Raw genomic sequence first — 19,077 nt, forward strand, 5'->3', positions numbered from 1 at the left:
CGCGCGCCGCCCGCGGCGGCCAAGTCAGGCCAGTTTCGGCGCACTGGCAGGCGACACGCACTCGTGACCAGCGGCAATATCCGACCGATGTCGAACGCTTCCACTGCCGAAACCACCGCGACCGGGGAACCCGAACGGTCGCGGGCCGGGCTCGTGCCGCCGATCGGCGCGGGCGCGGTGACGGCGCTGGTCGGGTTCACAAGCTCCTTCGCCGTGGTGCTGAGCGGGTTGACCGCGGTGGGGGCGAGTTCCGCGCAAGCCGCGTCGGGCCTGCTCGCGCTGTGCGTCACACAGGCGATCGGCATGCTGGCGCTGAGTTACCGCTACCGGATGCCGATCACCCTCGCCTGGTCAACACCGGGCGCGGCGTTGCTGGCCGGGACGGGCGCGGTGGCGGGCGGCTGGCCCGCCGCGATCGGGGCGTTCGTGGTGACGGGCGCGCTGATCGTCGTCACCGGACTGTGGCAGCGGCTGGGCGCGCTGGTCGCGGCGATCCCGGTGGATATAGCGCAGGCCATGCTCGCGGGGGTGCTGCTGCCGTTGTGCCTGGCGCCGGTCCGCGCGGTGCAGACGAGTCCGGCGGTGGCGGCGCCGGTGATCGTGGTCTGGCTGGTGCTGCAACGGTATGCGCAGCGCTGGGCCGTGATCGCGGCCTTCGCGACGGCGGCGATCGGGGCCGCGATCAGCATCGCGGTGCAGCACCGGCACCTCGACATCGGCGCGATGGCGCCGCGGCTGGAACTGACGGTGCCGCACTGGAGCTGGCAGGCGCTGATCGGCGTGGCGATCCCGCTCTACATCGTCACCATGGCGTCGCAGAACATTCCGGGCACCGCGGTGCTGGCCTCGTTCGACTACCGGGTGCCATGGCGCGCGGCGATGACCGTCACCGGGCTCGGCACCGTCGTCGGCGCGCCCGCGGGCGGGCACGCGATCAATCTCGCGGCCATCAGCGCCGCGCTGTCGGCCGCGCCCGCCGCGCACCCGGACCCGAAGCGGCGCTGGATCGCCGCGTTCACCGCGGGCGGGATATACCTCGTGCTCGCGCTGGGCTCGGCCGCGCTGGTCACGCTGATCGCGACCGCTCCGGCGGGCACGCTGGAAACCGTGGCCGGCCTGGCCCTGCTGGCGACCTTGGCCGCCGCGCTCGGCGCGGCGCTGCGTTCGGAACACCGCGAGGCGGGCGTCGTCACCTTCCTCATCGCCGCCTCCGGCGTCGGCTTCGCCGGCATCGGCGCGGCCTTCTGGGCATTGCTCGCCGGGCTCGTCGTGCGCAGAGTATTGCGTCAGCCGGAACGGGAGCAGCGGGACCAGAGCCGACCACAGCCCGCGCCGGACCGAGCAGAGGCTGAGCAGTAGGCGAACTACGATCACAACGCCAGGCCGAACACAGCCGCCCACCGAGCCGGACACAGCCGCCATAGCCGACCGACGACAGCAGCCGGACCAGGGCCGCCCCAGCCCGCGCCGCTCCGAGACACTGCGAGACGAGCGCGAAGTCCGGACCACTGCCTGCGCCGGGGCCGAGGCGACTTCGGAGTCGGCGCTCAGGTTGATACCGTTTGCTATGCCCATCCCATGGCCAGCAGCCGCCCGCGAGCCTGGTCTGGACGCCCCGATGCGGGGTTCAGGTTCGATTCGATCGGCCCGCTGCGAGCAGCGGCGCTGGCCGAGGTGCGTGTGTCCAGGCGCAGCGGCAGGCACTCGTCGAGGGACCACGACTCCGGTGCATAGTGAGCTGACGTTCGAATGCGTGTGCTGAGAGATGCCTCCCAGTCTTGACGTCTACGTCCGGGTCCACCCCAGTGACCGCACCGCCGTGCTCTCCCGCTTCATCCACCGCTACGTCGACACCGAGAACCCGCAAGAGCCTCGTTTCGACGCCTTCGTCCGAACATACATCGCAGGCGAACCGGCTCCCGGCGACCTGGACGCTCTGGCGGAACTACGCCGCGATCCCTGCGCCGAAAGAGCATTCTCCCTCTACCTGCAAGCCAACGATTACTACCAGGCCATCATCACCCTCACCGAGGAAAACGACCTCGTCCTCGGCCTGTCCCTGGACGACCCGGACAACGACCCCGCGACACTGTTCCAGGCTTCAGCGCTGATGGCAGCGCTGGCCCAGGAGTTCGGCGCCACGAGCGGCGTTGCGGGCGTGGAACTACCCCCGCCTCAAAGTATCTCGGAGTGGGCGGAGGACGCGCTCGTGATGCTGCGATACGAAAACGTTTGAACATCCCTGATCGAGTGTGATGTCTACGGTCCCGCATTTCGACACCGCCGTTGGAGTGATGGCGCAGTGTCCTCGCTCAGACGTCAGACCGACCACCAAACAGGGGACAAGTTGATCGACCACACATCGCCCACTCTGTGCCCGGCAGGATCCTCCGCATCCACATCGGCACATCCGTAAGGATCAGCGTCGGCGACGACGAAGACCCTCGCGCCGGACTCGGGGACCCTGTATCGGTGAATGTCGGTGGTCGTCGCGTCGTGGTCCGGTTCGATGCGATAGCCCAGGCCGGTGATGAGGGCAGCCAACTCGTCGAACCCAACCCGAGGTGCGAACTCGCCGTACTCGGTTCGGAGCAACACTGGCACGGTGGATACCTCACCCGAGATCAGGCGGTGCGTCTGCACGCTGATGCCGAAGCAGGACCATTCGCCCTTGTCCTCCTCGAACGAAAGCTCCACAAGGCCGTAGTCCCGGCGCATGCGGGTCTGCACCCTGTCGTCGATATAGTCCGACCCCAGCTTCGCTTCCCACTCGGCAGGATTAGTGCCTATGCCGGCCTCCAACACTTCGCCACACGTCACGAAGTGGGCATAGAAACCCAGGTCTGACAACGACATCCTTTCGCTTGCCTTCCTCACGGGTCTGCGCCTCGTATCCGGCCGCGGACATCGCTATCGCTATCGCCGGGGCCGGGGCCGGGGCCGGGGCCGGGGCCGGGGCCGGGGCCGGGGCCGGGGCCGGGGCCGGGGCCGGGGCCGGGGCCGGGGCCGGGGCCGGGGCCGGGAGCAGCCTACTCCCGGAGCGCGGCTTGGAAGCGGCGCATTCCGTCGAGCCAGCGATCGTAGTCGGAGCCCTTGTGGCGGTACATCTTCAGCACTTCCGGATGCGGAAGGATCAAGAAGCGTTCCTCGGCCACCCCGGCGAGCACGATCTCGGCGACCTCCTCCGGGGACAGCACCGCGCCCGCGCTCTTGACCGCCTTCACCGCGAGTTCCGCCTCGGCGGCGTGCTCGGGCGGAACGAGGCCGCCCTCCAGCAACTGCGTGTCCACGCCCATCGGGCACACGCAGCTCACCCGGACTCCCTGGTCGCCGTAAGTGACCGCCAGCCACTCGGCGAACCCGACGGCCGCGTGCTTGGACACCGCGTAGGGCGCCGATCCGAGCTGGGTGAGCAGGCCCGCCGCCGACGCCGTGGCGACGAAGTAACCGCCGCCCCGCGCCAGCCATCCGGGAACGAGCAGCCGCGCGGCGCGGACGTGGGCCAGCACGTTGACCTCCAGCGCGGCCGACCACTGCTGGTCGGTACTGTCCAGACCCGCGCCGCCGCCGATCCCCGCGTTCGCGAAATACAGGTCGACCGGCCCGAACTCCGCCTCGGCGCGATCGATCGACGTGCGGATCACCGTTTCGTCGGCCACATCTCCGCCGATCGCGACCGCCCCGGGCCCGAGAGACTCCGCGACTCGCGCCGCGCTCGCCTCGTCGAGGTCGGCGAGCACTACACGCGCACCGGCGGCGACGAGCCGGGCGGCCAGCGCCGCCCCGATCCCCGCGCCCGCCCCCGTGACAATGGCAACTTTGCCCGAAATCTCCATCCCCGCACCCTAGCGGGGCCGCACCGGCCCGCTGTCGAGCATCCGGCGACACCGCCTCGGGCTGCGGTGGCGAAGAGCGGCGGCCGGAATGCCGCGCCGGTGGTCAGCCGGAATTCGCCAGCCGGTCCAGCAGCGGGGCGGTGCGCGGACCGACCAGCTCGCGCATCACCAGCGCCATGTTGGTCCGCTCGACGCCGGGGATCTTGAGAATTTGCCCGGCGATGCGATACAGGTCGTCGGCGTCCTGGGCTACCACCCGCACCGTGAGATCGGTGAGTCCGGTCATGCCGCACACCTCGGTGACCTCGGGCACCTCGGCCAGTTCGTCCACCACCGAGTCCAGCCGGTGCTGATCGACGACGACCGCGACGAATGCCGCCAGCGGATAGCCGAGCGCGCGCGGCTCGACGCGCCGCTCGAAGCTGCCCAGCACGCCGCCCGCCTCCCAGCGGGACAAGCGGGCCTGCACGGTGTTGCGGGACAGGCCGAGCCGCGTGGCCAGCTCCACACCCGTCGCCCTGGGGTTGGCGACCAGTTCCAGCAACAGCCTGGCGTCGGTGGCGTCCAGGCTCACGCCGACGTTTTCTCTGGTCATACCACGCAGTATGACATCACGCCGGGGTGCCGAATTGAGCATTCTGCCCATCCGCCGGTCGGCCACTTGCGCAGTCCGCATTCGGGTGGATGCTGTGAGGTAGACCACATTCTGTGCGTCGACGACCTGGTGAGGAGGTGATCGCCCATGCCGGGCAAGACCGAATTCGCGGTGCAGTTGGTCCAGCCGGACGGTCGCCGCGTCCTCGATCGCGAGCACGCCGCGCTGGTCGCCGACGTCGGGCCGGAGCAGGTGCGGGCGCTGTACGAGGACATGGTGGTCACCCGACGGATCGACGTCGAGGCCACCGCGCTGCAACGGCAAGGCCAGCTCGGCCTGTGGGCGCCCCTGCTCGGGCAGGAGGCCGCCCAGGTCGGCTCCGCGCACGCGCTGCATCCCGACGACTACGTGTTCTGCAGCTACCGCGAGACGGCGGTCGCCTACTGCCGCGGCGTGCCGCCCACCGATCTGACCCGGCTGTGGCGCGGCGTCGCCCATCACTGCTGGGATCCGCACGCGGTGAACATGACCAATCCCAACATCGTCGTGGGCTCCCAAGGTCTGCACGCGACCGGATACGCCTTCGCCGCCCACTTGGACGGCGCCGAGATCGCCACGATCGCCTATTTCGGCGACGGCGCCAGCAGCCAGGGTGATCTGGCCGAAGCGCTCGGTTTCGCCGCGTCCTGGAGCGCGCCCGTCGTCTTCTTCTGCCAGAACAACCAGTGGGCGATCAGCGCGCCGGTGCGGGTACAGAGCGCGACGCCGATCGCCCGCCGCGCGTACGGCTACGGCATGCCGGGCAGGCAGGTCGACGGCAACGATGTGCTCGCCGTGCTCGCCGTGACCAGGCAGGCGATCGCGCGGGCGCGCTCCGGCGGCGGCCCCTCGTTGATCGAGGCGCTCACCTACCGGATGGGTCCGCACACCACGGCGGACGATCCCACCCGTTACCGCTCGGCCGCCGAGACCGAGCAATGGGCGCGACGCGATCCGATCGATCGAATCCGCAGGCTGCTCGAGCGCGAGGGCCACTGGGACGACGCGTTCGCACGCCGGGTCGCCGACCGGTCGGACGCGGTGGCCCGGGCAGTGCGCGCCGCGACGGTCGGCCTGCCAGATCCCGCGCCGAGCGAGCTGTTCGACCACGTCTACACCACACCGCATCCGCTGATCACCGAACAGCGGCGGGCGTACGCGGAGTATCTGGCCGGCGATCCCGGCGGCTCCTCCGCACGAGGAGAAGGAGTCCCGCGATGATCACCACCTTCGCCGCCGCGCTCAACACCGGCTTGCGCCGCGCGCTGGAGGATGATCCGAAGGTCCTGTTGATGGGCGAGGACATCGGCCGTCTCGGCGGGGTGTTCCGGGTGACCGACACGTTGCAGAAGGACTTCGGCGACAACCGCGTCATCGACACGCCGCTGGCCGAATCGGGCATCGTGGGAACGGCTTTCGGCATGGCGCTGCGCGGCTACCGGCCGGTGTGCGAGATCCAGTTCGACGGGTTCGTCTATCCCGCGTTCGACCAGATCGTCTCGCACGTGGCCAAGATCAATTACCGGACGCAGGGAAAAGTGCACGCGCCGCTGACTATCCGCATACCGTTCGGCGGCGGCATCGGCTCGGTCGAGCACCACTCCGAATCGCCCGAGGTCTATTTCGCGCACACCGCCGGGCTGCGCGTGGTCACACCGAGCAACCCCGCGGACGCCTATTCGATGATCCGCGCGGCGATCGCGCTGAACGACCCGGTGATCTTCTTCGAGCCCAAGCGCAGGTACTGGGACAAGGCCGACGTCGACTTCGCCGCGCTCGACCGCGACGGCGGCCTGCCCCTGGATCGCGCACGCGTGTGCACGACGGGTTCGGACGCGACCGTCGTCGCCTACGGCGGAACCGTGGCGACCGCGCTGTCGGCCGCGCGGATCGCCGCGCGGGAAGGACACACGCTCGAGGTGATCGACCTGCGCAGCCTCTCGCCGATCGACTTCGACACCGTCGAGGAGTCGGTCGCGAAGACGGGGCGGCTGATCGTCACACACGAGGCGCCGGTGTTCGCCGGACTCGGGGCCGAGATCGCCGCGCGGATCACCGAGCGCTGCTTCTATCACCTGGAAGCGCCGGTGCTGCGCGTCGGCGGGTTCGACATCCCCTACCCCCCGGCTAAGCTCGAGAAGCACCACCTGCCCGACCCAGACCGCATTCTCGACGCGGTCGACCGTTCCCTCGCCGCGTGAGGCGGGCTTCGCCGTAGTGAGAGGTGCCGCGTGGAAAACCATGCCCGCCAGGATCTTCCGGCGTCCGTGCTGGAGTTCCGGCTACCCGACCTCGGGGAGGGCTTGACCGACGCCGAACTGGTGTCGTGGGCGGTGGCGGTCGGCGACACGGTCGAGTTGAACCAGCCCATCGCCGACGTGGAGACGGCCAAAGCGGTCGTCTCGTTGCCGTCGCCGTTCGCGGGCCGGGTGATCGAACTGCTGGCGCGGCCGGGCGACACCGTCGCGGTCGGGGCGCCACTCATCCGCGTCCAGGCGGCCGGAGCCGACGACACGAGCGAGACGGGCCGTACTTCGGTCTTGGTCGGCTACGGCCCCGAGGCGGAGGCGACGTCCCGGCGGCGTCCTCCTGTCGGGTCGGGCGTTTCGCGGCCGGACGGCGGAGAGGGGAAAGTGCCCGGCGCTTCGCGGTCCGACACCCTGGGCGATCGGGCGGCGGAACCCCAGGTCTCGCGATCCGACACCACGGCCGATCAAGCCGCAGAACCCAAGGTCTCGCGATCCGACACCGTGGGCGATCAAGCCGCAGAACCCAAGGTTTCGCGGTCTGGCGCCGCGGGCGGTCCGACCGAGCACCAACCGGAGACCGGGCTCGGCGCGGCGCGCGCGGCAGCGACGCCCGCCGCGCGGAAACTGGCTCGCGAACTCGGCCTCGACCTGTGGTTCATCGCGGGTTCGGGGCCCGGCGGCGCGGTCACCGTCGAGGACGTGCGCGGCGCGGTGCCCGTCTCGCAGCCGCGTCCGGCCGAACCGGCCACCGTTCCGGCCGAAGCGGTCCGGCCGTCCGCGCGCGAGGAACGCGCCCCGATCGGGGGCATCCGCAAACGCACCGCCGCGGCGATGCTGACCAGCGCGCGGACCATCCCGCAGGCCAGCACGTTCGTGACCGCGGACTGCACCGCCTCGATGGAACTACTCGATCATCTGCGCGGCACGAAATCCTTCGCGGGCCTGCCCCTGACCCCGCTGGCCCTGGTCGCCAAGGCGACGCTGATCGCGCTCGCCGACTTCCCCGGCATGAACGTCTACTGGGACGAAACCGCTCAGGAGATCGTCACCAAGCACTACGTCAATCTCGGCATCGCGGTGGCCACCGAGCGCGGGCTGCTGGTCCCGAACATCAAAGACGCGCAGACGCTCAACCTGCGCGACCTCACCCGGGAAATCGGCTGGCTCGCCGACACCGCCCGCGCGGGCGACGCGACACCCGCCGACCTGCGCGGCGGCACGTTCACCATCACCAACGTCGGCGTCTTCGGCGTGGACGCCGGTGTTCCGCTGGTCAATCCGGGCGAGGCCGCGATCCTGTGCCTCGGCTCGATCGGCAGGCGACCGTGGGTGGTGCGCGACGAGATCGCGATCCGGTGGGTGACCACCCTCGGCGTGAGCTTCGATCACCGCATGATCGACGGCGAGCTCGCGGCCCGCTTCCTGGCCGCCGTCGGAGGATTCCTGGAAGACCCGCTCACTCTGCTCAGCCGCGCGTGACGCCGGTGCCCGCGGCCGTCAGTCCGTGACGAGCGCCGCCGCGGCCGTGCGGATGACTTCCGGGATCTCGACCGGCTCGCGAGTCTCGGCGTCCACGTAGACGTGCACGAAGACCCCGGTGGCCGACAGTTCCAGCGCGCCGTCGCCCTCGCGGAAGATGGCCAGATCGTAGGTGATGCTGGAGCGCCCGAGCCGGGAGATGCGCAGCCCGACCTGCAACTGGTCCGGGAAGCTGATCGAGCCGAGATACCGGCAGGAGGTCTGCGCCACCACGCCGAGCGCGGGCAGGTCGCGGATGTCGGTTCCGGTGGCGTGCATCAACCACGCGTTGACCGCGGTGTCGAAGTACGAGTAGTAGGTCACGTTGTTCACGTGCCCGTAGTGGTCGTTGTCGGCCCACCGGGTCGGCACCGGCCAGAGCACCGGATACTGCTGCGTCACCCGGCCGACGATAGCTCAGCGGCGACGACGCCCAGCCGGTGGTCGCGCGGGGAGACGCCGAAGTGCCGCTTGAACGCGGTGCTCAACGCGAACGCGCTGCCGTAGCCGACTTGCCGCGCGATGGCCTCGATCGTGGCGTCGGACTCCTGCAGCAGATCGGCGGCCAGCGCCAGCCGCCATTCGGTGAGGAAGGCCATCGGCGGCTCGCCCACCAGATCGGTGAACCGGCGCGCCAACGCGGCCCGCGACATTCCCACCGCCTCGGCCAGGCCCGCGACCGTCCACCCGTGCGCCGGATTGTGCTGCAACAGGCGCAAAGCCTTGCCGACCAGCGGGTCGCCGTACGCGCGGTACCAGCCGGGCGCGTCGTTGCGAGCGAACCAGGCGCGCAGCGCCGCGATCAGCACCAGATCCAGCAGGCGGTCCAGCACCGCGCTCTGCGCGGGCTGGTCCCTGGTCACCTCGTCGACCAGGATGTCGAGCACCCGGCTGTCGAACTCGCCGCGCCGCAACACCAGCACCGGCGGGAGCGCGCGCAGCAGGCGCAGGCCGGCCGCGCCCGCGGACTCGTAGGTCCCGGTCACCATGAGCGTCGCGCCGTCCGGATCGGTCCCCCACTGCCGGACACCCAGACTCAATGTCTCGCAGAGGATCTCGCCGTCCGGCGTCTTCGTCACCTGACCGGGATGGATGATGATCTGCGGTTCGGTCGCCGGGTCGTCGGCCACCGTGTACGGCGCGGGTCCGCGGAAGACGGCGACGTCGCCCGCGCCCAGCCGGCGCGGCGCGCTCTCGTCGGTGACGATCCACGCGCCGCCGCGGATCATCGACAGCACGGTCAGCGGGGCCTCGTCCTGGATGCGCAGCGACCACGGCGGATTCAGCAGCGAACACATCAGGAACGCGCCGCGCGCGCGAGGGCCTTCGAGCAGACTGGCGAGCGCATCCACGTTGTCCACGGTAGACGATCACGCATGATCACGCGCCGTTGAGCCACGTGCCGTCTCGACCTCCTTGTGGGCCGCAGCCACCACGGAGACCTGGAAATGTTCCGACCATCTGTGACGTTCGACATAGTGAAAGAGACTCGCTCGCGGACGTGACGCGCAGTGTCGAGCGTCCCGCACGGCCGCACGACCAGGTCGACGATGCCCTGGGCCGGTTCCGCGGGCGAGGCCGGCCGCGGCGGATGTTCTCCCGGTACCGTCGACATGGTGTTGAGCCCGACGGTCGATCGCCCGGTCCGCGTCGCGCGCGCCGCGGTGTTCACGGTCTTCGCGTTGAACGGCTTCCTGCTCGCCATGTGGGTGGTCCATATCCCGGTCATCACCGACCGCACGGGCGTCTCGAAATCCACACTGGGCATGTTCATCCTGCTGATGGCCGGTGCGGGCATCGCCGGAATGCGGCTGGCCGGTCCGCTCGCCGATCGGTTCGGCAGCAGGGCGCTGGTCGGCACGGCCGCGTGCATCGCGTCCGTGGCGGTGGTCGGCCCCGGCCTCGCCACCGGCCCGCTCGGCTTGGCGCCGGCCCTGGCCTGCTTCGGTTTCGGCAACGGCGCGCTGGACGTGTCGATGAACACCCAAGCGGTGCTGGTGGAACGGGCCTACCGGCGGCCGATCATGGCCGCTTTCCACGCCCTGTTCTCCGGCGGCGGCCTACTCGGTTCACTGCTCGGAGCCGCCGCACTGCGGGCGGGTTGGGACATCCGGATGACCCTGGTTCTCGCCGCGGTAGGGTGTGTCGCGCTGACCCTCGCACTGGTACCGCGATTGTTGCGGGAAAGCGGGTCCGGCGCGGCCGCGCCGCACGACCTCGCGTCCGTGCACGCCACCGACCTCGACGACGCGCCGCCGGACCACGGTACGGACGCGCCGCCGGACCACGGTACGACCGCCCCCGCGAGCGCGTCCCGGCACGACGTCATGCCGCACGGCTCCGAAGCCGTGCTGCCTCCGCACCTGCCCGCCGGTGAGCGGCCGGACCCTCACCTGAGCGCCCGCGATCGTGGCAGGAAGGTGTTCGCACTGGCCGCTGTCGCGTTCGCGCTGCTCCTGGCGGAAGGGGTGGCCGCCGACTGGAGCGCCTTGCAGATGCGCGAGCATCTGGGCGCCGACGCGGCGACGGCGGCGCTGGCGTTCGGCGCCTTCTCCACCACGATGACGATCGGGCGTTTCGGCACCGACCGGGTCAGCCACGCCTTCGGCCGGGTCGCGGTGGTGCGCTACGGCTCACTCGTCGCGGCCGTCGGTCTGGGCGTGATCGTCGTCTCGCCGTGGATTCCGCTGACGCTGCTCGGCTGGACGATGGCCGGGCTCGGCCTCGCCGGCGGCATCCCGCAGATCTTCACCGCGGCCGGGAATCTCGGCTCCGCGCGGGCCGCGACCGACATGTCGCGGGTGTTCAGCATCGGCTATCTCGGCCTGCTCGCCGGTCCCACGATCATCGGCTGGCTCACCGCCGTGATGTCGCTGACCAAGGCGATGGTCGTGCCGATGATCGCGATACTGCTCTGCTGCCGGTACGCGAACGTCGTCGCCCCGCCACGGGCGGACTGACCGGATCAGAGATCCGACGTCAGTTCGACCATCGGCACCGCATCGATACTCATGCGGTGGCTTCCTCGACTATCCGGCCGAGCTTGCGGTATGCCCCCGGATGGATGCGCCGGTAGTCGTCGAGGACGACGGCGGTCTCCTCCGGACTCAGCACGCGGGCCGGCGCTGGAACCTCGAAGTGCGTCGAGATACTCACGTGGCAGTGCGGATCGGCGACGAGATTCCGGAACCACCGCGCCTGCGCGCCGAATCCGGACGCGATCACCACGCGGTCACGGCTCGGCCGGGACACCGCCTCCAGCACCGCATAGCGCGACCGGTCCGAGCGACGGCCGGTGTGCTCGAGCAGCAGGAGCCGTCCCCCGAACAGGAAGCCGAGCCGAGCCGATCGCTACTTGGGCGACACCAGGCACAGGGTGATCGGCTCGGGCTTCGGGTAGACGATCGTGTCGTTCTCGGTCGCCTTCGCTCCACACGCGGACTTGTCCGCGGTGCCGCGCACGATCCGGCCGATCTTGAAGTCCGCCGTCGAGCCGCAGGCCACCTTGGTGCTGGCGCCGAGGAAACCGCCGTCGATGCAGTCGCCCTCCTTGACGTTCAGCCGCAGGCACAGCGTGTACTCGTCACCGCCGGTCTGGTAGTAGCTGGCGTAATCCTTGGTGGGGCAGTCCGCGTTCGCGCCGTCGAGCCGTTGCGCCACCACGTAATTGGCTTCCGGGTCGGAGCATTCCTTGGTCGCGAACTCGGCCTTGATCGTGGTGCCCGACAACTTCGCGCACTGACCGATGTCGATCTTCTCGCCGTCCGAGCGGAACACGGTGCGGGCGCCGACGACCAGCAGCCCGATCACCAGGACCACGCCGAGTATGCCGAGGATCTTGCCGATACCGCTCCCGCCGCGATTCTGCTGAGGCGGGGACCCGGGCGGCGGGAACCCGCCACCGGGGTAGCCCGGCTGTTGTGGAAAACCACCTTGCGGCGGATAGCCCGGCTGCGGCTGGCCGGGGTACCCGGGTTGGGGATAGCCCTGCGGCTGACCGGGATAGCCCGGCTGCCCCGGATAACCCTGCGGCGCACCGGCAGGCGGCTGCTGCGGATAGCCGGGCTGGCCTGGATACGGTTGGTTCGGTGGTGTGGTCATGGATCCCCTCCCCGGGTCTCGCTTGATTCCGTGCGCACAGGGCGACGGGCGAACCCATGGAATCTAGCCGATCGGTGCGAGTACCGCCGTGCGGGATACCAGCCGGTTCGCCGCACCCACTCGCCGGATCGGCCTACCGGCGCACCGGCTTCGGCTCACCGGAGTCCTTCCGGCCGGCTCACAGGTACAGTCCCGGGTTCACCGCGTCCATGGCGACGGCGTCGATCCGTGCCTCGCCGTCGCGCACCGCGACGAGCTCGGCCAAACTCGCGCCGTCCGGAAACGCGGTGGCCGCATCCGGCTGCTCCCGCTCCAGCCAAGCCGCCGCCTCCCCGGAGGACAGCCGCCCGATCTCGATCCGCGCCAGGCACCGGCCCGGCCGCGTCACCGCGGGGTGCAGACGCGACAGGTCCTCGTTGGTGGTGATGGCGACGAGCACGTCCCGGCCCTGCCCGAGCATGCCGTCGGTCAGGTTCAGCAGCCGCGAGAGTCCCTGCCCCGCCGCCTCCTTCGCTTCCCCGCGGATCAGCTCGTCGCAGTCCTCCAGCACCAGCATCCGCCAGCGCGGCGCGCCCTGGTCGGCGTTGTCGACACCCGCGGCCACGTCCATCAGATAGCCGGGCTTGCCGAACATCACCTCGGGATCGAGCACGCAATCGAACTGGCACCAGGCTCCCCAGGCCCGGGCCAGCGCGCGCAGCGCGGTGGTCTTCCCCGTGCCGGGCGGCCCGTGCAGCAGCACCAGCCGGCCGCGGACGTCATCGGCGGTGAGCGATATCAGCCGGTCCATCGCGGCGGCGACCTGCCCCGCGTAGTTGCCGCGGATCGACGACCACTCGGGCGCCGAGATCGAGCGCGCGCGGCGCTGCGGGCCGTGCGTGTGCATGTGCCAGAAGCCCATCTCCACGGTCTCGCCCACTTCCGGCGGAGCCGCCGCGTCCCGGACCGCTTCGGCGAGCAACTCGTCGGCGAGCGTGTCGGTAACGGCGGTGACCTCGACCATCGCCGAACCGCCCGACCAGCGCACCGAACGCAGCGACCAGCCGGGGCCGACCACCAGCGTCGCCCCGCTGTCGTTGTCGCGCATCGTGCGCACCACGCGGCCGCGTCCTGGGCGCAGCGGCGCGTCCGGCCGCACCCGCTCCAGATGCGCGGTGCGCGCGCAGGGCTGGTCGCCGCGCAGGAACGGACCGAGCGCGAGGGCATCGATCGCGTCGCGGATGGAGTACGTGGAATCGACGACGACGGTCCACGGCAGCCGCTCGGCGGGATCGGCCGAGGGCTCCCCGGGACCGATCAACCGAAGAGGCTCATGACGTGCGGACACTCCGAGAATGATCCGGGGCGGCGGGCCACGATGTCCATCGAATTACGAAAGCGCCCCTCCGCCCGGGTGGGCGGAGGGGCGCGTCGGGGAAACCTCTGGCCTACAACGCCTTCAGTTCCTCGGTGACTGCTCCGACCGATTTCTTGGCGTCGCCGAACAGCATGGAGGTGTGGTCGGCGTAGAACAGCGGGTTGTCGATGCCGGCGAAGCCGGAGTTCATCGAGCGCTTGAGCACGATCACCGACTTGGCCTGGTCGACGTTGAGCACCGGCATGCCGTAGATCGGACTCGAGGAGTCCTCCCGGGCGGCGGGGTTGGTGACGTCGTTGGCGCCGATCACCAGGGCGACGTCGGTGCGGCCGAATTCGCCGTTGATATCGTCCATTTCCTTGAGCGCGTCGTAGGAGACCTCGGCCTCGGCCAAGAGGACGTTCATGTGACCGGGCATGCGACCGGCGACCGGGTGGATGGCGTATTTGACCTCCACCCCCTTGGCCTCCAGCAGCGAGGCCATCTCCTTGACCGCGTGCTGCGCCTGCGCGACCGCCATGCCGTAACCGGGCACCACGATCACCTGGTTGGCGTAGGCCATCTGGATCGCGGCGTCCGCGGCGGAGGTGGCCTTGGCCTGCTTCTGCTCACCACCCGCGGCACCGGGCGCGGTCCCGCCGCCGCCGAAGCCGCCCGCGACGATGGCCGGGATGGACCGGTTCATCGCCTTGGCCATCAGGTTGGTCAGGATGGTGCCGGACGCGCCGACGATCATGCCCGCGACGATCATCGCGGTGTTGTTCAACGCCAGACCCGCGGCCGCGGCCGACAGACCGGTCAGCGCGTTCAACAGCGAGATGACCACCGGCATGTCCGCGCCGCCGATCGGCAGCACGACCATCAACCCGAGCACACCGGCGGCCAGGAGCAACAGCACCATCCACCACCACGCCGCGCCACCGTCGGCGGCGCGCACACCGATCACCACTGCCGCGGCGACGGCCACCACCAGCAGCAACAGGTTCAACGGTTGCTGGAGCTTCCCGACGCCGATCGGGCGGCCGGGCAGGATCTCCTGCAGCTTGCCGAACGCGATCAGCGAGCCCCAGAACGACACCGAACCGATGATCGCGGCGAACAACGACCCGGCGATGATGTGCACAGTGGGCTCTTCCCCGTGCTTGAACGCCGAGAAGCCGGTGGTGTCCAGGAATTCCGCCCACGCGATCAGCGCGACCGTGCCGCCGCCGACGCCGTTGAACGCGGCCACCAGCTGCGGCATCGCGGTCATCTTCGTATACCGCGCGGGCGGCACGCCCAGCACCACACCGATCACGAGACCGGCGACGATCAGGATCCAGTTGGTGGTCTCCCGGATGGAGATCAGCGTCGCGACCACCGCGATGCCCATGCCGATCGCGGCGATCCAGTTGCCGCGCACCGCGGTCTTCGGCCCGGTCAAACCCATCAGGCCGTAGATGAACAGCGCGAACGCGACGATATAGAGGATGTTGACGAGGTTGTCCATTGCTCTACTTCCCCGCCTTCTCGGCAGCGTCGGCCGCGACCGGCTTCTTGCCCTTGAACATGCCCAGCATGCGGTCGGTGACCACGAAACCACCGACCACGTTCAGGGTTCCGAACACCAGCGCGACGAACAGGATGATCTGGATGCCGATCGACGGGTCTTCCATCTTGCCCAGCGTGACCAGCGCACCCAGCACCACGATGCCGTGGATGGCGTTGGTGCCCGACATCAGCGGCGTGTGCAGCGTATTCGGGACCTTGGAGATCACGGCGAAGCCGACGAACCCGGACAGCACCAGGATCGCGATATTCGCCAGCAGTTCGGTATACATCAGCTCTCCACCTTCGCCTCGGTCGCGTCCTTCGCCTCCACCGGGTCCTCCACCGACTTCTCGGCCCGCGCCGCCTCGGGCGCCTCGGCCGCAGCACGGGTCACGCAGGAATCCGCCAGCACCTGGTCGCCGAAATCCGGGGCGAGCTTGCCGTCGACCAGCATCAGCTCCAGCAGTGCCGCGATGTTCTTCGAATACAGCTCGGACGCGTGCTCGGGCATGGTGGCGGGCAGATTCAGCGGCGAGGCGATGGTCACCTCGTGCTTGACCACGGTCTGCCCCGGCTCGGTCAGCTCGCAGTTGCCGCCCGTCTCACCGGCCAGGTCCACGATCACGCTGCCGGGCTTCATGCCCTCCACCGCCGCTGCCGTGACCAACCTGGGCGCGGGACGCCCCGGCACCAGCGCGGTGGTGATCACCACGTCGAAGCCCTTGATCGCGTCTTCCAGCGCCTGCTGCTGCTTCGCCTTCTCTTCGTCGGTGAGCTCACGGGCATACCCGCCCTCACCGGCGGCATCGATGCCCAGATCCAGCCACTGCGCGCCCACCGACCGCACCTGATCGGCCACCTCGGGCCGCACGTCGTAACCGGTGGTCCGCCCGCCGAGGCGCTTCGCCGTGGCCAGCGCCTGCAAGCCCGCGACACCTACGCCGAGCACCAGCACCGTCGCCGGCTTCACCGTGCCCGCGGCGGTGGTCAGCATCGGGAAGAACCGCGTCGACTCCGACGCCGCCAGCAACACCGCCTTGTACCCCGCGACGTTCGCCTGCGAGGACAACGCGTCCATCACCTGCGCACGCGAGATCCGCGGAATCGCCTCCACCGCGAAGGCCTGCACCCCCGCCGCCTTCAGCGCGCCGATCTGATTGTCGGCGTTGCGCGGGGCGAGGAACCCGATCAGCGTCTGCCCCGACGACAGCTTGGCCACCTCGGCGTCGCTGGGCGGGGCCACCTTCACCACCACGTCCGCCGACCACGGATCACCGATCGACGCGCCCGCCTCGACATAGGCTTCGTCGGGAATCAGCGCGCCGTTCCCGGCTCCGGACTCGACGACCACCTCCACGCCTTGCTTCACCAGGCTCGGGATGATCTTGGGCACCAATGCGACACGTCGTTCGCCCGCGTTGGATTCGCGAACGACACCGACACGCGCGCCGCGCGGCGATGGATCGCCTACGCTCTGCGTTGTCTCCACTTGTCAGACTTCCTTCTCTTACTGAGCTTCAGGCAACGGGTAGACGACCGGACGATGTTACTGTCGAGTAAGTTCGCCCAAATCCTCGCCACTGTACCTGGCCCGCCGTGAGCCTAGCTGAGATGCCCGTCACACACGCCGGGCGAATCCCGCCGGTGCGCCGGACGTCACCGAGCGGTCCACCGGCCACCGAGCGGCGGTCCACCTTTTTCTCTTCTCGGTGTGATCGTGGTCGCCGCAGGTGAACACGGCAAGACCGTACAGAGAAGTTCGTTACCAACCTCGAGGTCAGGCGCCAGGCCGGGCGGGCGGCGCACAACGGCGCAGTGACGTGCGTCATGCCGATCGGCGGTCCGGGGTGTTCGGCTCGGCTCGTACGCCGTATGGTCCAGCGTGTGAACGACTGCGTCTTCTGCCGCATCGTGGCAGGCGAAGCACCGGCGGCGAAGGTGTACGAGGACGACACGCTGTGCGCGTTCCTCGACGTCCGGCCGATCGCCCGTGGGCACACGCTGGTCATCCCGAAACGACACGCCGCCGAGTTGGAGGATCTGGACGCCGAACTCGGCGCGCAGATCTTCCGGATCGGGCATCGGCTCGCACTGGCCATCCGGCGCAGCAGCCTCGCCGCCGACGGCGCCAACCTGATCCTCAACGACGGAACCGCCGCGTTCCAGACCGTGCCGCACGTCCACCTGCACGTGATCCCGCGCAGCCACGGCGACAAGCTACGGTTCGCCAAGGGATTTCTGCTGCGGCGCCCGCATGATCCGGTCGCCACCGCCGCGGCCATCCGAGAGGGCATCGCGGCATTGGAGAACGAGGGCGAAGGCCCGGAAAAGGAAATCGACGGATGACCGAGACGTTGGATCGGACCGCGCTGATCGAGCTGCTGGCGCAGCAATGGGACGCGATCGACGCCCTGATCGCGCCTTTGGACGAGAAGCGCTGGCGGACTCCGTCGTCGCTGCCCGGCTGGACCGTATTCGACGTCGTCGCCCATGTCGTCGGCACCGAGTCCTGGCTGCTGGGTGACCGGCCGCCCGCGCACGACCCGACCAAGCCGAAGACCGACGTCAGCACGCTGCCCTACGTGCGCAACGAGACCGCGGTGCTCAACGAGATCTGGGTGGACCGGCTGCGTCCCCTGTCCGGCGCGCGGCTGCTCGAGTTCTACCGCGGCGTCGTCGACCGCAGGCGCGCCGCGCTCGCCGCGATGGGCGACGCCGAATGGGAGAAGGAAACGATCTCGCCGATCGGGCAGGTGTCCTACGGCAGATTCATGCGGGTGCGGTTGTTCGACTGCTGGATGCACGAACTCGACATCGCCGACGCGCTCGGCACGCCGGTGGACGAGGGCGGGCCGCGCGGTCAGCTCGCGTTCGAGGAGTTCGCGGGCAGCATCCCGCGCGTGGTGGTGAAGAAGGGCGAGGCGCCGGACGGTGCGCGGATCGCCTTCGCGCTGACCGGGCCGCTGGCCAGGACCTTGCGCATCCAGGTGGCGGGCCGAGGGCGCTACGTGGATGCCTTCGACGGACCGGCCACGGTCGAAATCGGCTTGGACTCCGGGCTCTTCGTGCGGCTTGGCGGCGGACGCACGACCGCTGACCAGCACCTGGACGAGATCGTCATGCGGGGCGACGGCGAACTCGGGCAGCGCATCGTCCGCCACCTCGCCTTCACCATCTGATCCGCGGTGCGCCTGTTCCTGTCCAGCTATCGCTTCGGCGCGCACTACGACCGGCTCGCCGCGCTGGCGGGCCCGCCCGGCCGGGTCGCGCTGATCCCGAACGCCTGCGACGCCTGGCCGCAGGCGTGGGCGGGCGCGGTGAGCAGTGACATGTCGCCGCTGCGCAAGCTCGGTTACCGGCCCGAGGTCCTCGACCTGCGCGAGTACGTCGGCCGGGAAGCGGAGCTGGAACGGAAGCTGGCCGAATTCCCGCTGGTGTGGGTGCGCGGTGGCAACACGTTCGTCTTGCGCGCCCAGTTCGCGCGCAGCGGCGCGGATCGCGTCCTTCCCCGGCTGCTCGCCGCCGACGCGCTCGTCTACGCCGGTTACAGCGCCGGGGCCTGCCTGCTGACCCCTGACCTGCACGGGCTGGAATCGGTGGACGACCCGGACGAGGTCGCGCCCGCGTGTGGCGTCGCACCGCGCTGGGACGGATTGGGATTGGTGGACCGCCGGATCGTGCCGCACGTCGATTCGGCCACCGACCCCGACGGTGACTGCACTCGGCTCGCGGCCCGGTACCGCGCCGAAGGTGTCGCGCACTGGTCGCTGACCGACGACGACGCGATCGTCCTCGACGGCGAGCGCGTCGAAACGCTGATCGCTCCGGCGTCCTGACACACATCCGCGAGCG

Annotated in this window: 20 protein-coding genes; 9 read left to right on the forward strand and 11 right to left on the reverse strand. The window is 69.9% G+C overall.

Going from position 1 to position 19,077, the window contains the following annotated elements:
- The first annotated feature begins 87 nt into the window (after positions 1 to 87).
- Together GVY64_RS05095 and GVY64_RS05100 are read left to right on the forward strand one after the other, a co-directional pair.
- On the forward strand, positions 88 to 1,359 hold the full coding sequence (locus GVY64_RS05095; protein WP_159839284.1) for a benzoate/H(+) symporter BenE family transporter: 1,272 nt from the start codon (positions 88 to 90) through the stop codon (positions 1,357 to 1,359).
- 406 nt (positions 1,360 to 1,765) lie between these two features.
- The gene (locus GVY64_RS05100) at positions 1,766 to 2,236 is read left to right on the forward strand and encodes a hypothetical protein (RefSeq protein ID WP_159839286.1); all 471 of its coding nucleotides are present in this window, start codon (positions 1,766 to 1,768) and stop codon (positions 2,234 to 2,236) included.
- Positions 2,237 to 2,319: 83 nt separating this feature from the next.
- Here the strand turns inward: GVY64_RS05100 and GVY64_RS05105 are convergent, their stop codons facing one another.
- From GVY64_RS05105 to GVY64_RS05120, 3 genes are all read right to left on the reverse strand, one after another.
- On the reverse strand, positions 2,320 to 2,877 hold the full coding sequence (locus tag GVY64_RS05105) for a hypothetical protein (RefSeq protein WP_201297909.1): 558 nt from the start codon (positions 2,875 to 2,877) through the stop codon (positions 2,320 to 2,322).
- Between the two features lie 152 nt (positions 2,878 to 3,029).
- The gene (locus tag GVY64_RS05115; protein ID WP_159839288.1) at positions 3,030 to 3,836 is read right to left on the reverse strand and encodes an SDR family oxidoreductase; all 807 of its coding nucleotides are present in this window, start codon (positions 3,834 to 3,836) and stop codon (positions 3,030 to 3,032) included.
- 103 nt (positions 3,837 to 3,939) lie between these two features.
- Positions 3,940 to 4,431, reverse strand: a complete 492-nt coding sequence (locus GVY64_RS05120) for an Lrp/AsnC family transcriptional regulator (RefSeq protein ID WP_159839290.1) — start codon at positions 4,429 to 4,431, stop codon at positions 3,940 to 3,942.
- A gap of 147 nt (positions 4,432 to 4,578) precedes the next feature.
- Here GVY64_RS05120 and pdhA point away from each other — a divergent pair, with 147 nt between their 5' ends.
- From pdhA to GVY64_RS05135, 3 genes are read left to right on the forward strand one after another with little or no spacing between them, the layout of a single operon-like run.
- Entirely contained in the window at positions 4,579 to 5,691 is a 1,113-nt protein-coding gene (gene pdhA / locus GVY64_RS05125) for a pyruvate dehydrogenase (acetyl-transferring) E1 component subunit alpha (RefSeq protein ID WP_159839292.1), read from the forward strand.
- The gene (locus tag GVY64_RS05130) at positions 5,688 to 6,671 is read left to right on the forward strand and encodes an alpha-ketoacid dehydrogenase subunit beta (protein ID WP_159839294.1); all 984 of its coding nucleotides are present in this window, start codon (positions 5,688 to 5,690) and stop codon (positions 6,669 to 6,671) included. Before pdhA ends, GVY64_RS05130 begins: the two co-directional genes overlap by 4 nt.
- Before the next feature lie 30 nt (positions 6,672 to 6,701).
- Entirely contained in the window at positions 6,702 to 8,198 is a 1,497-nt protein-coding gene (locus tag GVY64_RS05135; protein WP_159839296.1) for a dihydrolipoamide acetyltransferase family protein, read from the forward strand.
- Positions 8,199 to 8,216: 18 nt separating this feature from the next.
- On the opposite strand, the gene GVY64_RS05140 is transcribed toward GVY64_RS05135, so the two are convergent.
- Together GVY64_RS05140 and GVY64_RS05145 are read right to left on the reverse strand one after the other, a co-directional pair.
- Positions 8,217 to 8,639, reverse strand: a complete 423-nt coding sequence (locus GVY64_RS05140) for an acyl-CoA thioesterase (RefSeq protein ID WP_236566630.1) — start codon at positions 8,637 to 8,639, stop codon at positions 8,217 to 8,219.
- Complete coding sequence (locus tag GVY64_RS05145; protein ID WP_159839298.1) at positions 8,636 to 9,589, reverse strand: AraC family transcriptional regulator; 954 nt, start codon at positions 9,587 to 9,589, stop codon at positions 8,636 to 8,638. Before GVY64_RS05145 ends, GVY64_RS05140 begins: the two co-directional genes overlap by 4 nt.
- Positions 9,590 to 9,850: 261 nt before the next feature.
- On the opposite strand from GVY64_RS05145, the gene GVY64_RS05150 reads away from it, so the two are divergent.
- On the forward strand, positions 9,851 to 11,197 hold the full coding sequence (locus GVY64_RS05150; RefSeq protein WP_236566631.1) for an MFS transporter: 1,347 nt from the start codon (positions 9,851 to 9,853) through the stop codon (positions 11,195 to 11,197).
- Positions 11,198 to 11,246: 49 nt separating this feature from the next.
- On the opposite strand, the gene GVY64_RS05155 is transcribed toward GVY64_RS05150, so the two are convergent.
- The 6 genes from GVY64_RS05155 to GVY64_RS05180 all read right to left on the reverse strand — a co-directional run bounded on the left by GVY64_RS05155 (position 11,247) and on the right by GVY64_RS05180 (position 16,714).
- Positions 11,247 to 11,567 carry a nitroreductase family deazaflavin-dependent oxidoreductase gene (locus tag GVY64_RS05155; RefSeq protein WP_159839378.1) on the reverse strand — a complete coding sequence of 107 codons (321 nt, stop codon included), beginning with the start codon at positions 11,565 to 11,567 and terminating at the stop codon, positions 11,247 to 11,249.
- Between the two features lie 21 nt (positions 11,568 to 11,588).
- Positions 11,589 to 12,338 (reverse strand): LppU/SCO3897 family protein, encoded by a 750-nt coding sequence (locus GVY64_RS37155; protein ID WP_201297910.1) that lies wholly within the window; start codon positions 12,336 to 12,338, stop codon positions 11,589 to 11,591.
- A 178-nt stretch (positions 12,339 to 12,516) separates the two neighbouring features.
- Positions 12,517 to 13,638 (reverse strand): DUF5925 domain-containing protein, encoded by a 1,122-nt coding sequence (locus tag GVY64_RS05165; RefSeq protein WP_159839302.1) that lies wholly within the window; start codon positions 13,636 to 13,638, stop codon positions 12,517 to 12,519.
- Positions 13,639 to 13,765: 127 nt separating this feature from the next.
- Positions 13,766 to 15,184, reverse strand: a complete 1,419-nt coding sequence (locus GVY64_RS05170) for an NAD(P)(+) transhydrogenase (Re/Si-specific) subunit beta (protein WP_159839304.1) — start codon at positions 15,182 to 15,184, stop codon at positions 13,766 to 13,768.
- Positions 15,185 to 15,188: 4 nt separating this feature from the next.
- Entirely contained in the window at positions 15,189 to 15,515 is a 327-nt protein-coding gene (locus GVY64_RS05175) for an NAD(P) transhydrogenase subunit alpha (RefSeq protein WP_159839306.1), read from the reverse strand.
- Positions 15,515 to 16,714, reverse strand: coding sequence for a Re/Si-specific NAD(P)(+) transhydrogenase subunit alpha (locus GVY64_RS05180; RefSeq protein ID WP_236566632.1), 1,200 nt, complete (start codon positions 16,712 to 16,714; stop codon positions 15,515 to 15,517). The genes GVY64_RS05175 and GVY64_RS05180 overlap by 1 nt, the downstream gene beginning before the upstream one ends.
- A 395-nt stretch (positions 16,715 to 17,109) precedes the next feature.
- On the opposite strand from GVY64_RS05180, the gene GVY64_RS05185 reads away from it, so the two are divergent.
- The 3 genes from GVY64_RS05185 to GVY64_RS05195 are packed head-to-tail and all read left to right on the forward strand — an operon-like array spanning position 17,110 to position 19,061.
- Complete coding sequence (locus GVY64_RS05185; protein ID WP_201297911.1) at positions 17,110 to 17,571, forward strand: HIT family protein; 462 nt, start codon at positions 17,110 to 17,112, stop codon at positions 17,569 to 17,571.
- On the forward strand, positions 17,568 to 18,404 hold the full coding sequence (locus tag GVY64_RS05190; protein WP_159839310.1) for a maleylpyruvate isomerase family mycothiol-dependent enzyme: 837 nt from the start codon (positions 17,568 to 17,570) through the stop codon (positions 18,402 to 18,404). Before GVY64_RS05185 ends, GVY64_RS05190 begins: the two co-directional genes overlap by 4 nt.
- Before the next feature lie 6 nt (positions 18,405 to 18,410).
- Entirely contained in the window at positions 18,411 to 19,061 is a 651-nt protein-coding gene (locus tag GVY64_RS05195) for a Type 1 glutamine amidotransferase-like domain-containing protein (protein WP_159839312.1), read from the forward strand.
- Positions 19,062 to 19,077: the final 16 nt, after the last annotated feature.

The organism is Nocardia sp. CY41 (genome assembly GCF_009829325.1).
Lineage (GTDB): Bacteria > Actinomycetota > Actinomycetes > Mycobacteriales > Mycobacteriaceae > Nocardia.